The sequence below is a fragment of the Agrobacterium sp. LY4 genome, from assembly GCF_001526585.1.
Classification (GTDB): Bacteria; Pseudomonadota; Alphaproteobacteria; order Rhizobiales; family Rhizobiaceae; genus Agrobacterium; species Agrobacterium leguminum.
On sequence record NZ_ASYA01000005.1, the window covers coordinates 132,192 to 156,850 of the forward strand.

A 24,659-nucleotide genomic window follows, 5' to 3' on the forward strand; every position below is an offset into this window, starting at 1 on the left:
GTCGTTGCCAATTCGACACAAAGAGAGCAGTCGGCCCGTAGGTGAAGATGGCATATCGCGCCGTGCTGCGATTGGCGGAGCTTTGTCTGCAATATGCCTGGCGGCATCAAATGCGAGAAGCGAGCCATCATCCCTAGCATCACAGGCAGGCGTGATACGGTTCGGGCTGACACCGGTGTTTCTTTCGAATGACCTGGAAGTTCTTGACGAGTTGCAGGCCTACCTGTCCGGCGCTGTCGGGCAAAAGGTACAACTGGTCACTCAGCGGACCTACCAGGAGGTCACGGCCCTGTTGATCTCGGGTAATCTGGAGGCCGCGTGGATCTGCGGCTATCCGTTTATGAAGTACCGCTCCGAACTGGAACTGGTCGCGACGCCACTATGGCGAGGCCAACCGCTTTACCAGTCCTACCTCATCGTTGACCAAAATCGCGACATCAGGACCTTTGACGACTGTCGCGGGGATATCCACGCCTTTTCCGACCCCGATTCCAATTCGGGCTACCTCGTCACAAAAACCTATCTGGCGGAGCGTGCTGTCTCTGAAGAAGCTTTCTTCCGCAAGTCGTTTTTCACCTATGGACACCGCAACGTTATTCGGGCCGTCGCTTCGGGGCTAGCCGATTCCGGAAGCGTCGATGGCTACGTTTGGGAAGTCATGAGACAGACCGAACCCGAATTGGTGTCCAGGACCAAGGTATTGGTAAAGTCCGACTGGCACGGTTTCCCACCCGTCGCAGCCGCGATAGGACAACGGCAGAGCCGGGCGGTTGCCCGGATAAGACACGCTCTGCTGCAAATGGACAAGGACGAGATGGGCCGATCGGTGCTTGAACGCCTACAGCTCGACGGTTTTACCCAGGTCTCACCCGAAAGTTACGACAGTATCGCCGCCAATATGGAACGCGTCCGGAGGCTTGGGTGAGCCTCATCGAGCGTATTCGCAACATTCCGCTGACAGTTCGGGTTCCGTTAATGGTGGCAACCCTGATGATTGTCATAAGCGTCATCATCTCGGAACGGGTTCTAGCGCGCCTTCATGACATGCAGGAGCAACACCTGAACGGTGTTGTGGGAACCTATTTCGACGGCCTGTCTACGGCCCTGATCCCGGCGGTCCTGCGTCAGGATGTCTGGGAAACCTATGACCTGCTCGACCGCACCCGCACAATGTTTGAGGCTGTCTCTCCGATCGAGACAGTTGTGACAGGACGGGACGGCACGGTACTCGCTTCCAGTGATCCACGCACCATTCCGGTACTTTCAAAATTGCCGATGGCCTTTGCGGACCAAAGCAATGACAGTGAGATTCGCGTCGAGTGGCAGTCGAACACAGGTTTCGGTGTCAGGCAGCTCCTCTATCAGGGAAAGAGGATCGGAACCGTACACGCCTCGTTCGACATCTCCCATTTGGTTGCGGAGCGGCGCCAGGTTCTCAAGACACTCCTTGCAACGAACGCTGCCCTCGCAATCGTCTTCGCTGTGGTCGGCTACATTCTGACCAGGCGTATGGTCAAGCCGATCGCAACGCTTGCGCAACACATGCGCTCTGGCGCAGCCGGGCAGCCGTCGACAATCCCGCCCGAAGAGTTTCCGCATCGCAGGGGTGAACTCGCCGATCTTTTCTACGGTTTCAATGCCCTCGTGGAAGCGGAGCAGCAGCGCAGCGCGCTCAGCCGCCGACTGGCCGAGGAGGAAAAACTCGCCAGTCTGGGGCGACTTGCTTCCAGCATGGCCCACGAGATCAACAACCCGCTCGGAGGCCTATTCAACACGATCGATACGTTGAAGCAACACGGGGGAAATGAAGGGGTGCGTAACACCAGCCTGTCCCTTCTGGAACGAGGTCTTGGCGGAATTCGCGACGTGGTACAGGCAACACTGGCGACCTATCGACCCGATCGCTCCGGCCATCCATTGGTCCTCAAGGATCTGGAGGATGTGCGCCTGCTCGCCAGCCCGGTTGTTGCGGGCCGTAGACAGACCTTGAACTGGATGAGCAGGCCAGCCGAGCTCACTATCCCCACTCTGCCTGGCTCGGCTGTCCGGCAAGCACTGCTGAACCTTGTTTTAAATGCGAGCGCGGCTGCAGGCGACGATGGTGAGATTTTTGTCGAGACCCGTCTTGGGGAGGTTGGCTCGACGTTAATCCTCTCTGTTGCCGATACGGGACCAGGCCTGTCAAAGGCTGCAGTTGAGGTCCTCACATCAGCAGATCCGTGGCCCGCCGCTCAGTCAGCCGGAGGTCTTGGACTGTGGATGGTGCGCAGGATGGTCGATGAGGCAAGCGGACATATCCGCGTTCAGAGTGGTGATGCGGGCCATACCGTCATCGAACTGCATTTACCGATTTCAATTCCTGGGGAGGAAGCAAGCCATGCAGCGTGAAACAGGACGCATCGCCATACTTGAGGACGATCCGATCATGGGAGAATCGCTCCTCCAACGGCTTTCGCTTGAGGGCCACAGGGTCAAATGGTGGACGAAGGGAGAGCAGGCCATGCGCGAGCTCGCCAGCGGGTCGGAACCCTTCGATCTCGTCGTTTGCGATATTCGTCTCCCGGACATCAATGGCGAAGACGTTTTCCGCCGGGCGAGCCGCGATACCGCAACACCTTTCCTGTTCATGTCCGGCTACGCCGACATAGACCAGGCAGTGCGCCTGATGCGCAGTGGCGCGGTCGATTTCATTACCAAACCCTTCGACATGACGGCTTTCCTCGACCGCGTCTCATCGAGCCTCAGAAGCAAGCCACAGAATGAGCCAAACGGCCCCCTTGGAATTTCCGGTGCGATGCGCAGCACCGAGCAGATGTTGCGTCGCTACGCCCCCCATCCGCTCCCCGTGCTCATCCAGGGAGAGACCGGGACCGGCAAGGAGGTCAGCGCCAGGTTCCTGCACCAGATCTCAAAGCGCGCCCACGCCCCCTTCATCGCCGTAAACTGCGCAGCCATTCCAGCCGACCTTTTGGAAAGCGAACTGTTCGGTCACGAGAAAGGAGCCTTCACCGGAGCCCACCAGCTCCATCGCGGTTATGCCGAACGCGCCGGGGAAGGCATTCTTTTTCTCGACGAGATCGGCGACATGCCTCCCGCCCTACAGGCCAAACTCCTTCGTCTCATCGAAGATGGCTGGTTTCACCGGGTAGGCAGTGAAACGACAATCCCGTTTAAGGCGCGCATTGTCTGTGCCACCCATCAGGAGATCGGAAGCGAGGCAAGCTCCTTTCGCAAAGATTTGTTCTTTCGTCTTTCAGCCCTCCCGATCAGGCTCGCACCCTTGCGTGAGCGTCAGGAGGACGTTCTCTGGCTCGCCCAGCATTTTCTCGAGGAGATCATGCAGATCAGGGAAACACGCGTCCGCGGGATCAGTACGCTTGCCGAGGACGCCATGCTCGAACACTGTTGGCCCGGGAATGCTCGCGAACTCCGAAATCGGCTGGAACGCGGCGCGGCGCTTTCGGAAAACCTGCTATTGATGCCGGCGGACATCTTTCCAGACGTTGCTGGCGGATCCGACAAGGCACGGGTCGAAACGCTCTCGGATGCGCGCGACGCCGCAGAACGCCGACAGATCCTGCGGGCGCTCAGCGCAACCGGCGGACAGATTTCCCAGGCAGCAGGCCAACTCGGCATTTCACGCACGACACTCTGGGAGAAGATGACGCGTTTCGGAATAGAAGCAGCCGCACGTTCGGCCAAATGAACAACGGCGGCGAGACGCTGTTCGGAAAAGCGAACGGGCAACTGGCCATCAAACGGGAAAATATCTATATTTCAGTATTTTAGGAATTGGCATAGCAATTGCTGATCATTCTCCGACATCAAATGGAGGAGGAGCTCATGTCACGCTGCCGAAACATGGTCGATCTCGGTCGGCGCCAGTTCCTGCGCGGAGGGGCATTGGCCGCTGCAAGCGCAGGTGTCGCCGTTTCTGGCGTCGGCGCACAACAGGCCAGAGCCGCTACCGCTGTGGCCGGGGTCGAGTATCCTGCCAATCGTCTGGCCAACATTTCCGAACTGACGCTAAACGAGCCGTTCGACGTGAGCTATCCTGATGAGGATGCCGCGGGCGTCCTCATCAAACTCGGCGCCCGCGTGGAAGGCGGCGTCGGTCCCGACGGCGACATCGTCGGCTTTTCCACCATCTGTCCCCATAAAGGTTTTCCGCTGAGTTATTCGGTGGACAACAAAACCTTCAATTGTCCCGGCCATTTCTCTGTCTTCGATCCCGAAAAGGGAGGCCAGCAGGTTTGGGGACAAGCCACACAGAACCTCCCCCAGTATGTGCTGCGTGTCGCAAACAATGGCGACATTTTCGCCGAGGGCGTCGACGAGCTCATCTACGGCCGCCTCTCCAACGTCTTGTAAGGGAAGAAGATCATGGCTTTCAAACGTCACGTCGACCGTCTGCCGATCATTCCCGCAGACGCCAAGAAGCACAATGTCACCTGCCACTTCTGCATCGTCGGCTGCGGCTACCACGCCTACACGTGGCCGATCAACAAACAGGGCGGTACCGACCCGCAGAAGAATGTATTTGGCGTCGATTTGTCGGAACAACAGCAGGCGGAGACCGACGCCTGGTATTCGCCATCCATGTACAACGTGGTCAAGCAGGATGGCCGCGACGTTCATATTGTCATCAAGCCCGATCATGAATGCGTGGTCAATTCCGGCCTGGGCTCGGTACGCGGCGCCAGAATGGCCGAAACAAGTTTCTCCGAAGCGCGCAACACCCAGCAACAGCGTCTGACAGATCCGTTGGTCTGGCGCTACGGCCAGATGCAGCCGACGAGCTGGGACGATGCACTCGATCTTGTCGCCCGCGTGACCGCAAAGATTGTGAAAGATAAGGGTGAGGACGCACTGATCGTTTCTGCCTTCGATCACGGAGGTGCTGGCGGCGGCTATGAAAACACCTGGGGCACCGGCAAGCTTTATTTCGAGGCCATGAAGATCAAGAATATTCGAATCCACAACCGCCCTGCCTACAATTCCGAGGTCCACGGCACGCGCGACATGGGCGTCGGCGAATTGAACAATTGCTACGAGGACGCCGAACTCGCCGATACGATCGTCGCGGTCGGAACCAATGCGCTCGAGACCCAAACCAATTATTTCCTGAACCACTGGGTCCCAAACCTGCGGGGCGAAAGCCTCAACAAGAAAAAACAGGTACTGCCTAACGAACCGCATGAGGCAGCCCGGATCATTATCGTCGATCCGCGCCGCACAGTGACGATCAACGCCTGCGAGGAAGTAGCCGGCAAGGACAACGTCCTGCATTTAGCGATCAACTCCGGCACTGACCTCGCTCTGTTCAATGCACTGTTCACGTACATCGCCGACAAGGGCTGGGTTGACCGCGAATTCATCGAGAAATCGACCTCTCGTCAAGGCGTGGCACGGCCGCCGCAATATCCCGCACGTGGCGAATCGGACGCCAAACCGGGACATTTATCCAACTTCGAGGGCGCCGTCGAAGGCTGTCGTGTGTCCATTGAGGGCGCCGCGAAGATAACGGGGCTCGAGCAAGCCCAGATCGTCAAAGCCGCCGAGTGGATCGGCATGCCGAAAGAAGGCGGAAAGCGCCGCCGCGTCATGTTCGGTTACGAAAAAGGCCTGATCTGGGGCAATGATAACTATCGCACCAACGGTGCCGTGGTGAATCTTGCGCTGGCCACGGGCAATATTGGCCGACCGGGTGGCGGCGTCGTCCGTCTCGGCGGTCACCAGGAAGGCTATGTTCGACCATCGGACGTTCACGTCGGCCGGCCCGCAGCTTATGTCGATCAGCTTCTGATCGGCGGCCAGGGCGGGGTTCACCACATCTGGGGCTGTGACCATTACAAGACGACGCTCAACGCGCACGAATTCAAGCGTGTCTACAAGAAGCGCACCGACTTGGTGAAAGACGCCATGAGTGCCGCCCCCTATGGCGATCGTGAGGCAATGGTCAACGCCATTGTTGCCGCCATCGATAAAGGCGGCCTCTTCGCAGTCAACGTCGACATTATCCCGACCAAGATCGGCGAGGCTTGTCATGTCATCCTGCCAGCCGCCACATCCGGTGAGATGAACCTTACATCGATGAATGGCGAGCGCCGTATGCGCTTGACCGAGCGTTTTATGGACCCGCCCGGCCAAGCGATGCCAGACTGCCTGATTGCGGCTCGCCTCGCCAACAATATGGAACGTGTTCTGACCGACATGGGCGACGCGAGCTATGCCGGGCAATTTAAGGGTTTCGACTGGAAAACCGAAGAAGATGCTTTCATGGACGGTTACAACAAGCACGCTCATGGCGGTGAGTTTGTGACCTACGAGAGGCTGAGTGCCATGGGCACAAACGGTTTTCAGGAACCGGCGACGGGCTTTGCCGACGGCAAGATCGCGGGCACCCAGCGTCTGTATGCCGACGGCGTGTTCTCCACGGATGATGGAAAGGCGCGCTTCATGGATGCGCCCTGGCGTGGGCTCCAGGCGCCTGGCAAGCAGCAGCAGAAGGACAGCCACAAATTTCTGATTAACAACGGTCGCGCCAACACCGTTTGGCAATCTGCCTATCTCGACCAGGAAAACGACTTCGTCATGGATCGATGGCCGTATCCGTTTATCGAGATGAACCCGCAGGACATGACAGAGGCAGGCCTGAAGGAGGGTGATCTCGTCGAGATCTACAACGACGCCGGCGCGACCCAGGCAATGGCCTATCCGACGCCAACGGCGCGGCGCGGTGAAACCTTTATGCTGTTCGGTTTTCCGACCGGCGTGCAGGGCAACGTCACGAGTGCCGGAACCAATGAACTCATCATCCCGAACTACAAGCAGACCTGGGGCAACATTCGCAAGATTGCCAACGCACCCCGCAATGTTGCCCATCTCACCTTCAAATCGAAGGAATACCGTTCGCTCTGAACGCTCTCCGGGGGCGGCGAAGTCGCCCCCTCCCCCAAATCGTAAGTCAGAAATAAGGAAGTTTTCACATGCGGTATTTTCTCGCAACATTGTCGTTATGCGCATTTATGGCGCCGATCGCCCACGCGGAAAGCAATGTCGACAATGGTGCAATCGTATTCAAGAAATGTGCGGCCTGTCACGCGGTCGGCGAAGGGGCGAAAAACAAGGTCGGGCCTGAACTCAATGCGATTATCGGCAGAAAGGTAGCTGCAGTCGAGGGCTTCAACTACTCCGCAGCCTTCAAGGCGAAAGCTGAAGAAGGATGGACTTGGGACGAGAGCCACCTCACGGAATATCTTTCCAATCCGAAAGCCTATGTCCCAGGCACCAAGATGGCATTTGCCGGCCTTAAAAAACCTGAAGAAATTGCAGATCTCATCGCCTATCTCAAGACATTCCAGACACCATGAAAGCTTGGTGCCCGTCTGCCGATCAGGTGGGCACCGTCATCCTTTGCGAGGGGATAACATGAACATCGAGGCAGGTCTCAAAGGCAAAAACATCGGTTGTTTTGACGGTACGGACAAAATGAGTTTCGAGGATGCTGTCGAAGCTGCAATTCAGTGCGCGAAGCCTCCTTTCCAATCCGAACGCGTTGCGTTGCTGGATGCGGCGGGGCGAGTCCTGGCTGACGATGTCGCCGCACCCTCGTCTCTACCTCGGTTTGATCACTCGGCCATGGACGGCTTTGCTGTTCGAACTGCAAGCTTTTCCGGGTCTGGACCGTGGAGCGCACGTATCGAAAGAGTGATCGCTGCAGGTGCCACTGAGAGCATGCCAGCGTTCTCAGACGACGTAGCTGTCGAAATCTATACAGGCGCGTCCATCCCGGCTGGCTTTGATGCCGTCATGACGCGCGAAAGCTGCACGCGTTCCGGCGGGGAGATTACGTTCTATGTCGCTCCTAGTCAGGGGTTGAATATTCGCAGAGCAGGCGAAGACATCGTAGAAGGAACGGTCGCAGTGCCGGATGGAACTGCCGTTACGCCGCACACCGCTGCACTATTGGCGGGATTGGGTATCCGCGAGATTGCGGTGCGTCCCAAATTGCGTATCGCCTTCTTCTCCACCGGTTCCGAACTGTGTCAACCCGGCGAACGGCTTCAGGTTGGTCAGCTATACGACTCCAACCGCTACATGGTCACAGCACTGTTGGCCCTACCATGGATCGATTTTACCGACCTCGGACACCTGGACGACAACCTCGACATGATTTCCCGATGTCTCGCTGATGCGTCGAACCAATTTGACGTCGTGATTGCTTCTGGCGGAATGTCGCAAGGCGGGGCCGACTTCATGCGCCAGGCTCTGGTCGCAAACGGTGGCGAGCTTTCCGTCAACAGTGTCTTGATGCGTCCAGGCAAACCCGCGGCTATCGGCAGGGTCGGAAATGCGCTCTTCATCGGCCTGCCTGGAAATCCGATGGCCGCCGCTGTGGTTTTAGACCAAATCGGTTTACCCGCTCTTCGCGCCTCCGCAGGAATGCGTTCGAATCGTGCTCCCGGGCAGCAAGCTGTAACCGCATTCGAACTCAAAAAGCGCGAAGGTCGCACGGAGTTTGTTCCGGTTAAGATCATCGGGTCGAACGATATGGGCCTACCCGTTCTTGCAAAGCTTGGCCGTGGGTCATCAGGAAGTTTATCGCCTATGGCCCAAGGTGACGGCCTCGCGCTGCTCGAGCCGAAGACCACGTGCCTCAGCAACGGCCAAGTGGTGCGCTTCTACCCTTTCGAATAACATATTCGAAGTTCGGAAAAAATCTACGAGATCGCGATTTCACAAAACACAGCGGCCCCGGACGCCTTGATGAAATTCGAACTCATGGCCCATTAGCTTCAGCTATAACCAACTGAATGGGCATCATTGTCATCTTCTTTCGATTTGAAATCCAATGGCCGACGACAGTTCCAATCAATGTCTGTCATTGAGCATTAGGGAAGCAGATTTCTTGCGCGCGAGACCAAATGAATGGTGGCCGGTTAACAGCGTAAACCGGGTTCGCTACGCGTACCGACCCGTACTATCAATGGGCGAAAGTGTCTGATAGACACTCGTTTTTCTGATGAATTTTCAGCGCATTGCCTTTTCTAAGCACCTAGCGGCTTCTTCGTGGACTCTCGCACCACAAGCTCCGGCTGGAACACCGTCTCCGTGGAAGAGCGGATAGGGGAGCCAAGCCGCGCGATGAGCAACTCTACCGCCGCTTGCGCCATCTGAGCGACAGGCTGCCGGACTGTGGACAGACCCGGCGTGGTCAGCTGCGACAGGACGATGTCATCAATCCCAAGGAGTGACATCTCACCGGGAACGGAAATCCCGTGCTGCCTGAGAGCGGAAAGTATGCCAACAGCGATCATATCGTTGAGGGCGATGATGCCAGTGGGACGCGGATGCGTTTCAATCAACTGCTTTACGCTGCCACGACCGATTTCGAAGAGCTCGACGTCGGAATAGCTCGCTATTCCATCGACAAAGGATTGAACGATAACAGGGCAATCGGAAAGGCCATGTGCGGCAATAGCCCCTTCGAATCCTGCAGCTCTCGCTGAGCGTGCAAATGTGAAGGACGTGTCGGTGACATAGGCGATGTTGCGATGCCCGAGACTGACGAGATGATCAACCGCAAGACCTGTCGCCGCTTGGTTGTCGAGATTCACCAAATCCGAATTTGGCGAGCCTAGGTCTCCACGCTTGGCATCGATTGCAACGACTGCCAGATCGGCGGGCGCCGGCTTTCGGCGGCCGGCGATCGGCGAAACCGTGATGACGCCGCGAATACCGAAACTGAGCATCTCCTCTTCGAATTCATGCTCTCGATCCGCGTCGCGCATCGTGTTGCAAAGCAGGACGCGATAATTGTGCCGTGCAGCTGCCTGCTCAATCGCCAATGCCAGTTCACCGAAGAAAGGGTTGATGACGGTGGGCACGAGCAGTCCCACCATCGGCACTTTACCGGTCTTCAGTTGCCGGGCCGCGTTATTGGGCCGATAGCCTAGACTCTCGATGGCTTGCGTGATGCGCTCACGCGTCTCGAGCCCCATATTCGCAAAGCGTTCATTCAGGTAATTCGAGACGCTAGAGCGAGAAACGCCAGCAGCTTTTGCGACCTCCTTGATGGTGATTTTTGTGGAGCCTTCGCCTGTGCTCATCGCCTGTGCCGCCTCGACTGGATTCTCATCATTTCAAGGTTCTATCCGGCTGCTGATGATTTGGAAATGACCTCCTGCTGGAGCGTTTCCAGGCTTGCCAGCAGCGCATCCGCAATGAAATCGATCTGCTTTTCGTCGATGATGAAAGGTGGGCAAAAGGTAATCGTGTTGCCCTGCGGCCGAAGCATCAGCCCCTTCTGCATGGCGATACGCTGAAGATGCTGCGGGACGCCGTAAGCAGCGGCAAATGGCTCTTTCGTTTCCCTGTTCGCGACGAGCTCCGCTGCGAGCAGAAGTCCCTCCCCGCGAAACTGCCCGACATGGGGGAATGCGGCAAATATGGGCTCTATCTTCGCCCGCAGTATTTGCCCCCGCTGCTGCACCCATTGCGGCAGCTCCATGGACTGATATTGCCGAATGGCCTCCTTCACGATTGCCGCGCCGACGGGATGGCCGGAATTCGTGAAACCGTGTCCGAACTGGCTCCCATCAATGTTGATCGACCTAATCGCCTCGTAAATCTTGCCGGAAACTGCGACCGCGGAAATCGGGAAGAATGATGATGACAACCCCTTCGCCATGGCCATCATGTCCGGCTTCATTCCGACCGTCTGGCAGCCGAACCAGTTTCCCGTTCGGCCAAAGCCGCAAACGATCTCGTCATCCAGGCAGAGAATGCCGTATTTGTCGAGAACAGCTTGGACCTGCTCGAAATAACCTGATGGCGGCACGATGACACCAGCGCCGGCATTGATCGGCTCGGCGATGAATGCCGCGATGTTGCCCGGCCCTTCGGACAGAATGAGCGCTTCCAGCTCGTTTGCGAGACGCTCGACGAACGATTCCGTGGTTTCACCCTCACGTTGCTCGCGATAGGGATCCGGGCAGAGCGTGTGCAGAACACCTTCCAACGGCAGCCTGAATTCCCGGTGCATGTGGGGAAGGCCGGTCAGCGACGCCGCGAAGATGGTCGACCCGTGGAACGAACGTTGTCTCGCTATGATTTTTCGCCGTTGCGGTTCACCATTGGCTGCGTGGAAAAGCCAGGCGATCTTGACCATGGTCTCAATCGCTTCCGACCCAGATGTCGCAAAGAAAACCCGCGCGTCGTCAAGTGGCACCAGTTGCGCGATCGCTTCGGCTGCATCGATGACGGCCGGAGAAGCCCGGCCGCCGAAGGTGTGATAGAAGCCCATGGTGGCGTAAGCGTCCGAGGCCGCTTTCGCTAATCCATCATTGGTGAATCCGAGCGAGGCGCACCAAAGTCCGGCCATCACGTCCAGATACCGGTTTCCGGCATCGTCGAATATATACGGACCATCGGCCTTCGCGATGACGAGTGGCCCCTCCCCTTCATGCCGCTCGGGGTTTGTCTGGGCATGGAGGTGGTAGCGCACATCACGGGCAGCGCTTGAATTCGGTATCATGGAACTTTCCTCCTGTCAGGCCTTGGTCCAGCCGTAGATCCGCTCTGCCGCTTCGACAGAAACGAAGCCCTCAGCAACGTCGCGCTCTATCGCGTCCTTTGCACGCGCGGTCGGCGCACCGAAGCCGCCCCCACCCGGCGTGCGCAACCGAATACGATCACCCGGCTCGAAACGGATGTTGGCGTACTTGCTCGTTGAGCGCTTGCCATAGGCATCCTTGACGTTCTGCCACTCGGTGGAGTTTGCCTTCAGAACGTGGGTCGCACCGTTGTCGCCTTCCTTACCGTCGAAAAGCGCCCAGGGTTTGACCGCATGGCGATCCGTGCACTGGCTGCCGGTGATCGCCACATCCGTCATCAGGAGCGTGCGTTCATAGCCAAGACCACCGCGGTATTCGCCTGCGCCGGCCGAGTCCGTAATCAGCTCGCAATTTTCAACGCGGATCGGAAATCGGGTTTCGAAGACTTCCGTCGGGTTGAAGCGGCAATTGCCGTTGATGGCGATATTGCAGTTGTTTCCGTCGAAGCCCTGGCGGCCACCCCAGCCGCCGGCCATGATATCATAGCAGGCGAAATACTCGTCATATTCGGGATGGTGGCCGCCGAACACGAAATTAGTGCCTGTGGCAGCTTCCGCCGCCATGACGCGCTCAGGCGCGCAGGTGGCCACTGCTCCGATAACAATACCCGCCAGACGTGGATGAGTTTCGGTGTTTCCGGCAACTTCTGGCGCGGGGAAGTCGACGTTGGCAACTGTGCCGGGCGGGGAGACGACCTTGATAGGGCGGAAGCAGCCGGAGTTCTTCGGAATGCTCGGATCCGTCATGTGCAGGACGGCATTGTAGGTGGCGCTTGTCGTCACACCATACGTGGCATTGATCGGACCGCGTGCCTGCTTGGCCGTACGGCGGAAATCGGCGATAAACTCGTCCCCCTGGACGAAGACATCGACGGCAACCTTGTAGGACTGCGCCGTAATGCCGTCATCCTCAACCGTATCCTCGAAGCTGTACATGCCGTCGTCGAAGGATGCGATCTCGGTGCGCATGCGGCGTTCGGAGTAGTCCATCAGGTCGAGGCATGTCTGCTTGAAGACATCCTTGCCGTACTTGTTGATAACGGCCGTCAGGCGGTCGACGCCGAGATCAACGCTGGCGATCATCGCGCGAAGATCGCCATAATTCTGGCGGGGCGTACGGACGTTTGCGAGAAGCAGCTTCCAGACCTCATCGACATCCTTTCCGGCCTTCTTGATCTTGATCGGCGGCACACGCAGGCCCTCCTGGAAGACCTCCGTGGCTTCGCCAGCGAAGGCGCCGGGAACCATGCCACCGATTTCGGCGACGTGGCCGATGCAGACGGCAAATCCCATCAGTTCCCCATCGATGAAGACTGGTTTGAAGAAGGTATGCTCGGGAAGATGCAGACCGCCACGATAGGAGTCGTTGTGCAGGATGATGTCGCCTTCTTCGAGCGTCTCGAAATCGATCTCCTGGGCACAGCTCTTCATCAGGATCGGCATGCCGCCGATCATGGCCGGATTGAACTCGGCGACCGCGATCATCTCGCCGTCCTTGTCGGCGAAGGCGCAGGTGAAATCGAGGCCCTCATTGAAGATCGTCGAATAGGACGTCTTCATGAGCAAGATGCCCATCTCGCGGCAAACCGAGACCATAGTGGATTCAAGGATATTCATGGTCACGGGATCGAGTGGCGCAAGCCGCGTGCTCGTGGACGCCGATAACACGAATGGCTCGAACGGCAGCGAAATGCCGGCGGACCGATCGGCACGCAGGCCATCCCAGTTTTCGCACCATTCGCTGCAGTAGAGAGTATGGCCGCCATGCAGGCGCTCGTCGGACACGCCGTAGAGCAGCTGACCACAATTGGCGCATTTCAGATATTTTTCGATGTAGTAGCCGTTTTCAGAAAAACGCATTTGATTTCTCCGGGTATGTCGGGCCTGCGGATGAGCCATCCACGCGAGCGCCGGGGAATGACTGGGCTCAGGCGAGGATGTCGATAATCAGATTGCCGAACTCATCGACGGACAGCGTGCTGCCGGGATTGAGCACCGTCACTGACGCAGGTTCTTCGATGATCGCCGGGCCGGGAATGACGTCTCCGAACAGGAGATCGCCACGATCGTAGACTGGCGCCTGATGCGAGCCGTCGGCAAAGTAGACCGAACGTGCTGATTTCGGCTTCGTGGCTCCCGCGGTGCGTTCCAGGCGAAGGATGTCCGGCTTCGGCGTCGTTGCCACCAGGGTGACTGCGCAGCTTACGATTTCGATGATGTCGCCGGGCGAAGAAAACCCGAAGCGGGCCTTGTGTGCCCGATGGAATGCTTCCCACAGTGCGGTGCCATCGGCAGCCTCGAATGCAGTTTCGTCGATTCGCATTTCCAGTTCATAGTTCTGGCCGAGGTAGCGCATTTCGAGCAGATAATGCCCCTCGATGTCAGTGGTGTAGCCCTGTTCATGCAGCTCAGCCGTCGCCTCGGCGATCAGCTGAGAAAGGATGGACTGGCCAAGAGTCGGGTCATAGTGCCTGCTGGTAATGTGCGTAGTGCGCTGGCGATCGACGCGCGCGTCGGTCAGGATAAAGCCGGACGCCGAGAACTGACCGGGGTGATTGGGAACGAGAGCTCTTGGAATTCCCATGTCGGCGGCAAGGTCATTGGTGTGGAGAGGGCCCGCACCACCAAAGCCGGCAAGTGTAAAATCGCGGGGATCCAGGCCCTGTTCGATGAGGACGGTGCGAAGCGCGCCGACCATGTTATTGTTGGCGATCTTGAGGACTGCCAAGGCCGTGTCCTCGATGCTGCGGCCGAGCTGGTCAGCAACGCTCGAGACAGCAAGCCGCGCGGCTTCGGCGTCGAGCTTCATGCGACCGCCGAGGAAGTTGTTGGGATCGATGCGGCCGAGCACGACGTTTGCATCCGTCACGGTCGGAAGCGTTCCGCCGCCGCTATAGCAGGCCGGACCCGGGTTCGCTCCGGCGCTCTGCGGGCCGACGCGCAGCATGCCGCCATTGTCGATCCAAGCAATTGAGCCGCCACCGGCGCCGATCGTGCGGATATCGATCATCGGGATCTGGATCGGCATGCCCCACTCGATCTCGAATGCCGTGGTGAAGCGTTCGCGACCGTTTAGCACGGTGGCCACATCGCTCGAGGTTCCCCCGATATCGATGGTGACCAGGTTATCGATGCCGGTGAGCTTGGCAACGGAGCGGCTGGCAATGACGCCGCCGGTTGGACCGGAGAGAACGAGATTGACCGGCGCATTCGCGGCCGCTTCCAGCATCATCTCGCCACCGTTCGACTTGATGACGACGACATTGGCATCCATCTTCGCTTGGTCCAGCCGCTTGCGCATGCTGGCAAGCTGACGGGTGACGACGGGCTTCAGATAGGCATCGGCGATGGCGGTCGATGCGCGTTCATATTCCTTCCACTTGGGCAGGATTTCATAGGACGCCGTGATCGGCAGACCCGGCAGCTCTTCGGCGAGGATCGCCTTGATGCGCAGCTCATGTACCGGATTCACGTAGGAAAACAGGGTGCAGACGGCAACTGCCTGGATATCGGGCGTGGCGCGAATGGTCGCCGCCAGCGCGCGAACCTCGCCCTCGTCCAGCGGGATGAGCACATTGCCCTTAGCATCGAGACGTTCGGTCAGCTCGAAAGAATGGCTTCGTTTAACCAGCGGCGTCGGCTTCACCCAGCTCATGTCATAGTGGTAACGGCGATTTCCGCGCTGGATAAAGGGAATATCGCGAAAGCCCTTGGTCGTGACATAGGCAACCGTCGCGCCCTTGCGCTCTAGCACTGCATTGGTGCCGACGGTCGTACCAAGGCGGATATAGTCGATCTCGTCCCTGTGCTCGAACTCGGAAAGGCCGTTCAGGATGCCCACGACCGGATCCGTCGGCACAGACCTGACCTTCCACACATCGATGGTGCGGTTTTCGCGATCATAGGCGACGAAGTCGGTGAACGTGCCGCCGACATCGATACCGAGCATGAAACGAGATTGGTTATCCATGATAGCCTTCCTAAGACGTACTTTCGTACGTTCCCCTAATTACATGTGGTTCGTATCCCATTTAGTGTATCGATCTACAAAAGATGCGATTGTGTCAACCACGAATTTTCAGCCACATCGACGCGTTACCGCACGGTTCGGCATTAAATATTGACTTAAATCACTGTTTTAACTCCATATTGTTCTGAGATTGGGGAATTGAATAATATTTGTGCGTCGTAGATAATCGATGAAAGATACGCCATTTTTTGAGATTGCGATTGACTTCCCAACTTATTTGTGTACCGATACACATGTCATATAAAAACAAAAATAGGGCTGTTCCTTCAGAGGTGAAAAGGTCAACTCCATGAAAACCAATTCTCGCATTGCCATTCTTGCTGCCCTTCTTTCCGCAAGCGCGATCGCGCCGCTCGCCGCTCAGAATAAGGCTGTTCCCGATGCAGTCATGTCGCACAAGTTCCCTTGGGGCGACTTCAAGCTTGCACCGCGCATCGCCGACAAACTGAAAGCCGGAAAGCCGATCAACATCGTCATTCAGGTCGCCGGCACGGGCGTGCCGATTTCCGGTGCCCAGTTTAAATTTGGAACCGACAAGGGATGCGAAGACGCCAAGGCGGCCGGCCTCAAGGCAAATTGCCGGCTGGTCGGCCCGGTCAACCCAGACCCGGCGCAGCAGATCAACGAACTCGAAACGCTCCTGAACTCCGATCAAGTCGATTGCCTTGGCGTCCAGGCACCACTCCCCAACCAGTTCAACGCGATCATCAACCGCTACGTCGATGCTGGCGTTCCGGCCATGACGCTGAACAACGATGCTGTCAAATCCAAGCGCTTTGCCTTCTCGGCACTGAACGAGGTGGCTGCCGGGCGCTTCAACGGCGAAGCCACCGCAAAGCTGGTCAAGGAAAAAGGTCTTACAATCACCGAGGTCGCCCTCGGCAGCGGCGGCCCGGATGAGCCGTGGGCACAGGGTCGCATGCAGGGCTTCCAGGAAGGCTTCAAGGCTTCCTACCCCAATGTAAAGTTCTTCAACGACTATAAGACCGGCCTGCCGACGAGCCGCAACTATACAACCGCGGAAGTCATCGATAGCGTCACGCCGTTCCTGACGGGCAACCCGAAGGTCAACCTGTTTTTCCACACGGACCAGGGTGTCGAGGGTGTTGCCCGCGTCATCAACAATCTCGGCTTGACGGACAAGTCCTACACTTCAGGATTCAACGTCAGCGGAGCAATTCTCGACGACATCGAAGCGGGCCGCACGCTCGTCACCATCGACCAGGGCTTCGACAATCAATCCGAAGCTGCCGTCAAGCAGTGCGTCGCCTATCTGACAAAGGGCGATGTCCCGGCTGATCCCCTTCAGTATCTGAACCCCATCGTCATCACGAAGGACGGTGGAGGAGTGATGATCACGGTCGAAGCGGCCAAGGCGCGCCTCAAGGCTGCACTCGGCAAATAATCCAGCGCCTAGCGGCTGGCTTCGGCGAGCCGCCCACTCTAATAGAATTCAGGTGATGAACGCGACGTTTCGGGGCAGCAACTCCGACACCCGCGCTCACCGCGCCATGACTATTGTAAAAGGCCAGAGCAATGCTCGACATTCTCAAACCGGGAAACATGATCAACGGGCTGCGCACGGCGGGGCTCGTACTTGCGATCGTCGTTATCGCGGCTTTTGTGCAGAGCCAGCACGACTCGTTTCTCGGCATCAACAACCTGACGACCCTGCTGCGTTCGATGGTCGCCCTGGCCATGATCGCCTTTGCACAGAAACTGATCATTCTGCTTGGCGAAATCGACCTTTCGGTCGGCTCCGTCTATGGGTTGACCTCGATCACGATGGCGACCCTGTGGCTTGGCGGTGGAGCGATGCCGTTTACTTTGCCGCTTATCCCCTCCTTGCTCATTTCTCTCGCCATTGCCGCTTTCGTGGGCCTTCTGAACGGATGGTTCGTCGTCAAAGCCAAGCTGCCTTCCTTTATCGTCACACTTGGAATGCTGAATGTCGCCGAAGGTCTGCAGCTGTTGATCAGCAACGCACAGACATTCACACCAGCCTATTCTGATCCGACGCCGCCAGATTGGGAGCTGTCCTTCTTCAAGGCGATCGGACAGGCCCCGCTTCTTTGGAACATCCCGAGCGCGACGCTCTGGCTCGCGGCCTCCTTTGTGGTCTTCTGGTTTATCAGGCATCGTACCGTATTCGGCTTTCGTCTCGCGGCAATCGGCGGAAATGCTGAAGCTGCCCGCATCGCCCGGCTGCCGATCGTCAAGTACAAGCTTGCCGTCTTCCTGATCAGCGGACTGATGGCTGGCCTGGCGGGCATCGTCGACTTCTCCTATGTCGGCTCGGTCGGCCCGCGGCAAGCTGGCTCACTGCAATTCTCGGTCGTTGCGGCTGTCGTCATCGGCGGTGCAAGTCTGGCGGGCGGGCGCGGAACCATCGTCGGCACCCTGCTTGGCGCTATTCTGCTATCGCTACTGACGAACGGGCTTGCCTTGATGGGTGTCGGCTCCTTCGCGCAGCTCCTTTTCATAGGCATCGTCACCATCGGCGCCGTCTGGCTTGACCAGGGATCTCAGATCCTCATCCGGCGCGCAGCCCAACGTTCCGCCGCAAAGCGGGAGGCGAAAAGCGAATGATCAGGCTTTCGGCAAGCGAACTGCGCAAGAATTACGGCCCGACGAGAGCGCTTGCCGGCCTGTCCATGGAACTTTGCTCGGGGGACATCGTTGGACTGGCCGGTCCAAACGGGGCTGGAAAGAGCACCCTCACCCGCATGCTGGCAGGAGAGGAAACGCCCGACTCCGGCTCGATTACCCTGGATAGGAACGGCATCAACGTTGTCCGGGTGACGGATCACGTCGCTGTCGTTCACCAGGAACCCCAGGTCTGGCCGAACCTGACCGTGCTCGAAAACCTCGCCGTAGGCCGCGAGGCCTCCGCCGTGGGTTCGCCGCGACCTCAGGTTGATCCCCTGCCTTCGCTGAAACTGCTCGAATTGGAGCGCTTCGCGCATTACCAGCTTTCGGATCTCTCGCTTGCTGTCCAGCAGCGTGTCGAGATTGCAAGAGCAATCATGTACGACGCAGACATCTTCCTGTTCGATGAGCCGAATTCCGCCCTGACCGATGAGGAGTCAAAGTCGCTCTTTTCGGTCATGCGGCGATTGGCGGACGCAGGCAAGATCGTCCTCCTGATCACGCACAGGCTGGAGGACTTCGTCAATTCCTGCGGTCGCGTTCTCGTTCTGCGCGACGGCACTATTCAGGCCGACCTCTCAGGCAATCGCATGACAGAAATGGCGATTGTCAGGGAACTTACTCATGGCCTTAATGTGACAGAGGCAACATTGCGGACGGAAACCCGCGAGGCAGCGCTCGACCCGTCTTTTGTGGTATCGCTGGACGGCTGCTTCGATCCGGCCGGCAGCTTTGATCGGATCGATCTGAGGATCGTGCCGGGAACAGTGACGATTGTCGCAGGCGTCGAAGGCTCCGGAGCCCGCGAACTTGTCCGCGCCCTTGGCCGCCACAGCCCGATCAGCGGCAACATGAACGCCAGGCGGAAGGATGGAAAGGAGATTGCCGTCAGCTATGTCGCCGCAAGCCGGCGTTCGACCGTCTTCCAAAACCTCAGCGTCGGCGATAACCTTGTCGCCCGGCTCGACTGGTCATCACTGAGCAATCCCGTTCCTTTCCTTTCCCGCTCGAAGATTGCGGCACGGGCCGAAGCTGCGGTCAAGAAATACTTTGTTAAGACCGCAAGCATCAATCATCCCATCACCTCGCTGAGTGGCGGAAACCAGCAGAAGGTGGTCGTGAGTGCTGCGGTCGAATATGGGGCAGAACTTCTCGTGATTGAAGAGCCGACACGCGGGGTAGACTTCGGCAGCAAACGGGATATCTATGCAATCCTTCGGGACTATGCCGCGAAAGGTCATGCAGTCGTTCTATTCTGCACGGAGGTCCCGGAAATGTACGACGTTGGTGACGAAGTGGTTGTCGTATCCCATGGCCTCATCATGGGTAGGATGGCCGTTGGCGAACAAGCCTCGGCAACCGAGCTGACACACCGTATCACAGAGCTGGAATCAAGCCACCCTAGCGTCCAGGGAAATGCTTGAGCATGCTGGAAAGAACGCTCTTCAATCTGGACTGTAGGCATGCCCTCGTCACCGGATCAAGCCAGGGCGCCGGACTGGCGATTGCCGAGGGACTTGCGAGTTACGGCGCTAGCGTCACGCTGAACGGCCGCGATCCCGCGAAGCTGGAGGCCGCCCGAAGGGGGCTTGAACCAGCAGGTGCCAAGGTTAATGCCGCCGCGTTCGATGTCACGGACGCGAAGGCAGCGGAGGATGGTGTCCGTCTTATCGAGGAGCGTTTCGGTCCGATCGACATCCTGATAAACAATGCCGGAATGCAGTTTCGCTCGCCGCTGGACAAGTTTCCGCTAGAGAAATGGGACGAACTGCTGAGGACGAACATTTCAAGCGTGTTCTACGTGTCGCAACCAATCGCTCGGCAGATGATCGAGCGGGGCCGCGGTAAGATCATCAACATCGCTTCGGTGCAAAGCGAGCTTGCGCGCCCCGGCATTGCGCCGTATACGGCCACCAAGGGCGCGGTGAAAAACGTGTAGCCGAATTTCACGCGGAAGTTTTGCCGCCCTTAGCTTCACGACTTAGGCCGAATGTCCGCGTCGACTGCCTTATCACGTGAGATTTCCTCTATGAACCAATCGAACAAATGCCGTGCCAGACCGGCGCCGGCGCAATCGTTGTGATAGGTGTTTCAGGTTGCGGCAAGTCATCTGTTGCAAAACAGTTGGCGCAAGACTTCGGCTGGCACCTTCTAGAGCATCGTTCGATTTAGGCGACTCGGATGGGATTCCGTTTTTTCGGTGTTCGTGATTCACTTGCGGATGGAGGTGGCTCATGGGGAAGTTTCATTCTTTGGATATTCGCGACCGTATCGTATCGATGGTTGATGGGGGCGGGTCGCGGCGGGCGGCGGCTCGGCAGTTTTGTGTCAGCGAGAGTGCGGCGATCAAGCTTCTTCGTCATCGTCAGGCGACCGGAACGGTTTCGCCTTTGCCGCAAGGGCGTCCCCGCGGCAGCGGCAAACTTTCGGTCTATCTGCCATTCCTGATCGCCGAGGTCGAGCGCAAGCCCGACATCACCATGCCGGAACTGGCCGACAGGCTCGATGAGGCACATGGGGTTCGGGTTCCGCCTTCGTCGCTGTCGCGCGTCCTGGTGGCGCAAGGGTTCACATATAAAAAAAGTCCTGATGGCATCGGAACGCGCACGCGCGGCGGTGCGGCTGGACCGTGACGTCTGGATCGCCAAGCGCCAACCAAGGATGCAGCTTGAACCGCATCGTCTTGTCTTCATTGACGAAACATCCGTGAACACGAAGATGGTGCGGCTTCGCGGACGCTGTCCGCGCGGCGAACGATTACAGATGGATGCGCCATTCGGACATTGGGGAACCCAGACGTTCATCGCCGCGCTGCGCTGCCATGGCCTGACCGCCCCATGGATCATTCACCACGCCATGAACCGCGTGTCATTCGACACTTATGTCGAAACGCAACTTGCCCCGACACTGTCGCCCGGCGACGTCGTCATCCTTGACAATCTCGCCGTTCACAAAAGCGCCAAAGCGGCGCAAGTCCTGAAAGAAAAGCGAGCCTGGTTCCTGTTCCTGCCGCCCTACAGCCCCGATCTCAATTCCATCGAGATGGCCTTCTCAAAAATCAAGGCACACCTGCGAGCTGCGGCGGCCCGAACCTTCGACGCTCTCTCAAACGCCCTTGGGTCCATCTGCAACCTCTTCAACAGAACCGAATGCTGGAACTACCTCAAGGCCGCAGGATATGCGTCCAATTAAACGTACGATGCTCTAGAAAGCGACAGGGTCAATGCTACTGAGCAAGGCTGGACATCGTCTTCAGAACGTGTCTATCAGCACCAGGTTTCTGTTGCCATGCTCCTTGTCGGGAACACGCTGTCCAGGATAATTATCAAGGATGAACTGCAGAACTCCGAAGGAAAATTCGCCATCGGGATCCTCCGTCTTAAGCGAAAACGTTTTGGGATCGACTGTAGCAATTGAGAGCCCTTCCTCATCTGGAGGCAAGATGTTTCCAATCTCGGCACCGTTGCCTCCAAATATTCTGGCGTGCCCTCCTCCCTTGGGTACCCATCTGCTAGCAGGGATTTCTTGAAGTTTCGAATATACTTCATCGCCAACGACACCGCAGGGCACGATTGTGATGGCACCGGTGATTGTTGCATAATAGCGCGCTGCGGCAAGATTGACTGCAGGACCTGCCCAATTGAACCCGTTAGCTTCCGGTAATATGGGCCAAGCACCGATATGGATGTGTTCCATCTGTGACTGCAGGATGTAAGTCATTTGCGGATGCATATGCTCCCAGCAACTCAGCGAGCCGACGCGACCGATTTCCGTCTCGTAGACCTTCAGGCCAGATGCATCGCTATCGCTCCATACAGTTCTTTCGCTGCCAGATGGACGAAGCTTGCGACGGAGTTGTACAGGCCTGCCATCTGCCCCGATCAACGCCTGCCCCATATAGAGGTAATCGCCGTCCAATTCGCTATACCCAAGCGACACGAAAATTTTCTCGCGTGCGGCAGCCTCCAAAAGTAATCGCCATTCGCCGCTGCCTATCTGAAGCGAGTTGGCAACGTATTGCTTCAAATAGGCCTTCTTCCATTGCTCGGATTCATGACCGAACGGGTACCCGGGCAGCCATAGCTCCGGGAAGGCAACAAGTTTGGCTCCGGCACTTGCAGCTTCTCCAATCAAGCGGATCGTCTTGTCGACGCCGCCTTTGAGATGAAGGTAGACGGCTTCTGCCTGCACGGCGGCAACCTTGAACTCCTCCGTCAGGCGACTTCCCGGCAAAGCATGTCCGGATGCGGATTGCGCTGCGTCCGCGGCGTGCACATCCTGTGCTAGACGAGAAAGATAAAGCGCAGCAGCAGATGCCCCAAGTATTTTTCGTCTCGAAATATCCATCTGCTTTCTCCGTTTTGGGAAGCGAACTCAGATTAACGGCGTTTGTGTCAACCAATCCGGAGTCGTCGCATCGTTCGATTTCTAAGTTACCCGGCTCGAAGGGACGGATGTCTTGTAGTTCGCACCAGTTGAACAGTACGCGGACATCCGAGCGAAAGTAATGGCCAGTCCTGACATACCCCGCACGACGACGGTATAAGCAATTGGCTTCTACGTAATGACTTTCCGGCCATTCAGACGTGCCGACATTGCCACCTGATTTCGGGGGCAATCATCCGGTCGTCGCTGGATATTTGATACCACGACGGCTTCCTCTTACAGGCCGGGGCGCAAACGGCATCTACAAAGGTACTGGCCAGCGGCGCCCCCTGGGTGGCCGCCATGACGAGCGCCTCCTCAGGCGTCATACCCGGCAGGCCTTCATGGACTTTGTCAACCTTGAGCCAGAGGTAACCATCGCTGTCCGGCTCGATATTGGCCATCGCCGTTGGAGATGCTGTTTGGGTGATGCCGCCTGGGCTTTCGCCGGCATCGGGTGCAAAAGGCGGCGATGTAGACGAGTCCTACCACATTCGGCTGATCCCCGACTTCCGTTTTGACCGCGCCGCCGTATGAATGGCCCACCAGCAAGACGGGCTTCTTCTGTTGGGCCACATTTTGCTGGTACGTTCCGCGTCCTCCACCCGCGGCGTCAGCGGCAGTTCGACGGCGTGAATCGACTGATGATCCTTGTGGACCCCAGTTCGAGTACGGCCTTCCCCCAAATGGCTCTCTCCGTCCCAGAAGCCGTGCACCAGGCGATAGTAGGTTTGTCCGTCATGGTTTCCTCCTTTTGAGGCGTGAATGCCAGTGTCGTCTCCGAACCGGCTCCGACCGGCACTGTCATTCGATTTCGGCAAGTTCCGGGTCGAAAGACTGGACGCGTGGCTGTTCACGCTTATTGAACAGAAGGCGCAGGACATCGGGACGGGAATAGTGGCCTGTGGGATCATAGGCCGCCTTGGCGACCCCAATGAAACCGAGGTCAATGTCCGCATACATTATCGCCTCCTCGGTTTCCGGGATTGCGTCTGCCAGAGGAGAGCCGTCCGGCCCGAAAATCATCGTGAAGCCACCACCTTCAAGCAGCAAGTTCTGTTTTGCCGGCGTGTCCACTAGCATCTCGATCATCGGCTTTGAAACCAAGGCACAAGGCGCCAGCACATAGCACTGGCCTTCGAGCGCATAGACTTGGCTGGCGGCGAGGTTGGCCTCGGAGCTCAGCTGGAACGCAGCGCCGCGATAGACGGAGAAGCTTGGCCAGCTTGCCACATGGATCTGCTCGTTTTGTGAGTACATTGCATATTTTGACAGCGGCTGAATGTGCTCGGCGCAGCACAGCGCGCCTAACCGGCCCAGCTTTGTCGAATGCACGGCGATATGCGATCCATCGCCTTCGCCGAAGACCGTACGCTCGGCGTGGGTCGGTTTGAGCTTGCGGCGATTGGCGATAACCTCGCCGCTGTCGCTGAAAAGCGCCTGCGCAAGATAAAGGCTGCCGCCTGCCCGTTCCGTAAAGCCCATGACTACATGGATCGAATGTCTTGCCGCCGCGGCCCTCAGCCGCTCATAGTGGACGTCGCCAATCTCCATGGCATTGGCGAAGTATTTGCCGACAAACCGCATCCCCCAAGCTGGTGAATCGAGCCAGATCCACCAGGGATAGCCCGGCAGCCAGACTTCCGGGAAGGCAATGAGTGACGCCCCTTCTGAAGCGGCCTGTTCAATGAGGCCGATCGCCTTCTCGATACCCTTTTCGATATCGAGAAATTCCGGTGCGGCCTGCACGGCCGCAACTTTGTATTTGGTGAGCATGACGGTTCCCTCTTTTCTGACTTAGGGAACAGTCGTGCCACAGTGCACATCTTCGCACTTGGACAGACTGGCCTCCATTATTGTCAGAAACGGCCATTCGACGTGCACGGCACGATTCTTGCTTTATAATCCAGGAGAAAATGCCCACGTTAAACAGGGTAA

17 protein-coding genes and 2 pseudogenes are annotated in these 24,659 nt (G+C 57.8%); 12 read left to right on the forward strand and 7 right to left on the reverse strand.

The window, feature by feature from the left end; genetic code table 11:
• The first annotated feature begins 10 nt into the window (after positions 1 to 10).
• From L904_RS07635 to glp, 7 genes are all read left to right on the forward strand, one after another.
• Positions 11 to 925 (forward strand): PhnD/SsuA/transferrin family substrate-binding protein, encoded by a 915-nt coding sequence (locus tag L904_RS07635; protein ID WP_245267296.1) that lies wholly within the window; start codon positions 11 to 13, stop codon positions 923 to 925.
• Positions 922 to 2,388, forward strand: a complete 1,467-nt coding sequence (locus L904_RS07640; protein WP_020810082.1) for a sensor histidine kinase — start codon at positions 922 to 924, stop codon at positions 2,386 to 2,388. The genes L904_RS07635 and L904_RS07640 overlap by 4 nt, the downstream gene beginning before the upstream one ends.
• Positions 2,378 to 3,706 (forward strand): arsenic response regulator transcription factor AioR, encoded by a 1,329-nt coding sequence (gene aioR / locus L904_RS07645; RefSeq protein ID WP_020810083.1) that lies wholly within the window; start codon positions 2,378 to 2,380, stop codon positions 3,704 to 3,706. Before L904_RS07640 ends, aioR begins: the two co-directional genes overlap by 11 nt.
• Positions 3,707 to 3,861: 155 nt before the next feature.
• Positions 3,862 to 4,371 carry an arsenate reductase (azurin) small subunit gene (locus L904_RS07650; RefSeq protein WP_020810084.1) on the forward strand — a complete coding sequence of 170 codons (510 nt, stop codon included), beginning with the start codon at positions 3,862 to 3,864 and terminating at the stop codon, positions 4,369 to 4,371.
• A gap of 12 nt (positions 4,372 to 4,383) precedes the next feature.
• A complete protein-coding gene (locus L904_RS07655; protein ID WP_020810085.1) occupies positions 4,384 to 6,921 on the forward strand; it encodes an arsenate reductase (azurin) large subunit in 2,538 nt (845 codons plus the stop codon).
• Between the two features lie 68 nt (positions 6,922 to 6,989).
• The gene (locus tag L904_RS07660) at positions 6,990 to 7,373 is read left to right on the forward strand and encodes a cytochrome c family protein (protein ID WP_031233843.1); all 384 of its coding nucleotides are present in this window, start codon (positions 6,990 to 6,992) and stop codon (positions 7,371 to 7,373) included.
• A gap of 58 nt (positions 7,374 to 7,431) precedes the next feature.
• On the forward strand, positions 7,432 to 8,700 hold the full coding sequence (glp, locus tag L904_RS07665; RefSeq protein WP_020810087.1) for a gephyrin-like molybdotransferase Glp: 1,269 nt from the start codon (positions 7,432 to 7,434) through the stop codon (positions 8,698 to 8,700).
• A 350-nt stretch (positions 8,701 to 9,050) separates the two neighbouring features.
• On the opposite strand, the gene L904_RS07670 is transcribed toward glp, so the two are convergent.
• The 4 genes from L904_RS07670 to L904_RS07685 all read right to left on the reverse strand — a co-directional run bounded on the left by L904_RS07670 (position 9,051) and on the right by L904_RS07685 (position 15,587).
• Entirely contained in the window at positions 9,051 to 10,112 is a 1,062-nt protein-coding gene (locus L904_RS07670; protein WP_020810088.1) for a LacI family DNA-binding transcriptional regulator, read from the reverse strand.
• A gap of 41 nt (positions 10,113 to 10,153) precedes the next feature.
• Positions 10,154 to 11,539: an aminotransferase gene (locus L904_RS07675; protein ID WP_020810089.1), complete on the reverse strand. Its 1,386-nt coding sequence runs from the start codon at positions 11,537 to 11,539 to the stop codon at positions 10,154 to 10,156.
• A gap of 15 nt (positions 11,540 to 11,554) precedes the next feature.
• Entirely contained in the window at positions 11,555 to 13,477 is a 1,923-nt protein-coding gene (locus L904_RS07680; protein WP_020810090.1) for a hydantoinase B/oxoprolinase family protein, read from the reverse strand.
• Positions 13,478 to 13,544: 67 nt separating this feature from the next.
• Positions 13,545 to 15,587, reverse strand: coding sequence for a hydantoinase/oxoprolinase family protein (locus L904_RS07685; RefSeq protein ID WP_020810091.1), 2,043 nt, complete (start codon positions 15,585 to 15,587; stop codon positions 13,545 to 13,547).
• A gap of 349 nt (positions 15,588 to 15,936) precedes the next feature.
• Here L904_RS07685 and L904_RS07690 point away from each other — a divergent pair, with 349 nt between their 5' ends.
• The 5 genes and pseudogenes from L904_RS07690 (at position 15,937) to L904_RS26825 (ending at position 21,488) form a co-directional block, all read left to right on the forward strand.
• A complete protein-coding gene (locus tag L904_RS07690; RefSeq protein ID WP_020810092.1) occupies positions 15,937 to 17,052 on the forward strand; it encodes a substrate-binding domain-containing protein in 1,116 nt (371 codons plus the stop codon).
• 131 nt (positions 17,053 to 17,183) lie between these two features.
• On the forward strand, positions 17,184 to 18,236 hold the full coding sequence (locus tag L904_RS07695) for an ABC transporter permease (RefSeq protein WP_020810093.1): 1,053 nt from the start codon (positions 17,184 to 17,186) through the stop codon (positions 18,234 to 18,236).
• On the forward strand, positions 18,233 to 19,720 hold the full coding sequence (locus L904_RS07700; RefSeq protein WP_020810094.1) for an ATP-binding cassette domain-containing protein: 1,488 nt from the start codon (positions 18,233 to 18,235) through the stop codon (positions 19,718 to 19,720). Before L904_RS07695 ends, L904_RS07700 begins: the two co-directional genes overlap by 4 nt.
• 2 nt (positions 19,721 to 19,722) lie before the next feature.
• A pseudogene (locus tag L904_RS07705) lies at positions 19,723 to 20,232 on the forward strand (SDR family NAD(P)-dependent oxidoreductase); the annotation flags it as partial.
• A gap of 298 nt (positions 20,233 to 20,530) precedes the next feature.
• Positions 20,531 to 21,488 (forward strand): IS630 family transposase gene (locus L904_RS26825; RefSeq protein ID WP_245267291.1). Its coding sequence is split into 2 segments (ribosomal slippage): positions 20,531 to 20,881 and positions 20,883 to 21,488, totalling 957 coding nucleotides; the frame shifts between segments, so codons are not numbered across the junction.
• 60 nt (positions 21,489 to 21,548) lie between these two features.
• Here L904_RS26825 and L904_RS07720 read toward each other — a convergent pair.
• From L904_RS07720 to L904_RS07730, 3 genes and pseudogenes are all read right to left on the reverse strand, one after another.
• On the reverse strand, positions 21,549 to 22,643 hold the full coding sequence (locus L904_RS07720; protein ID WP_020810098.1) for a nitrilase-related carbon-nitrogen hydrolase: 1,095 nt from the start codon (positions 22,641 to 22,643) through the stop codon (positions 21,549 to 21,551).
• 213 nt (positions 22,644 to 22,856) lie between these two features.
• A pseudogene (locus L904_RS07725) lies at positions 22,857 to 23,463 on the reverse strand (alpha/beta hydrolase); the annotation flags it as partial.
• Between the two features lie 62 nt (positions 23,464 to 23,525).
• Positions 23,526 to 24,497 (reverse strand): carbon-nitrogen hydrolase family protein, encoded by a 972-nt coding sequence (locus L904_RS07730; protein WP_020810099.1) that lies wholly within the window; start codon positions 24,495 to 24,497, stop codon positions 23,526 to 23,528.
• Between the last annotated feature and the right edge of the window lie 162 nt (positions 24,498 to 24,659).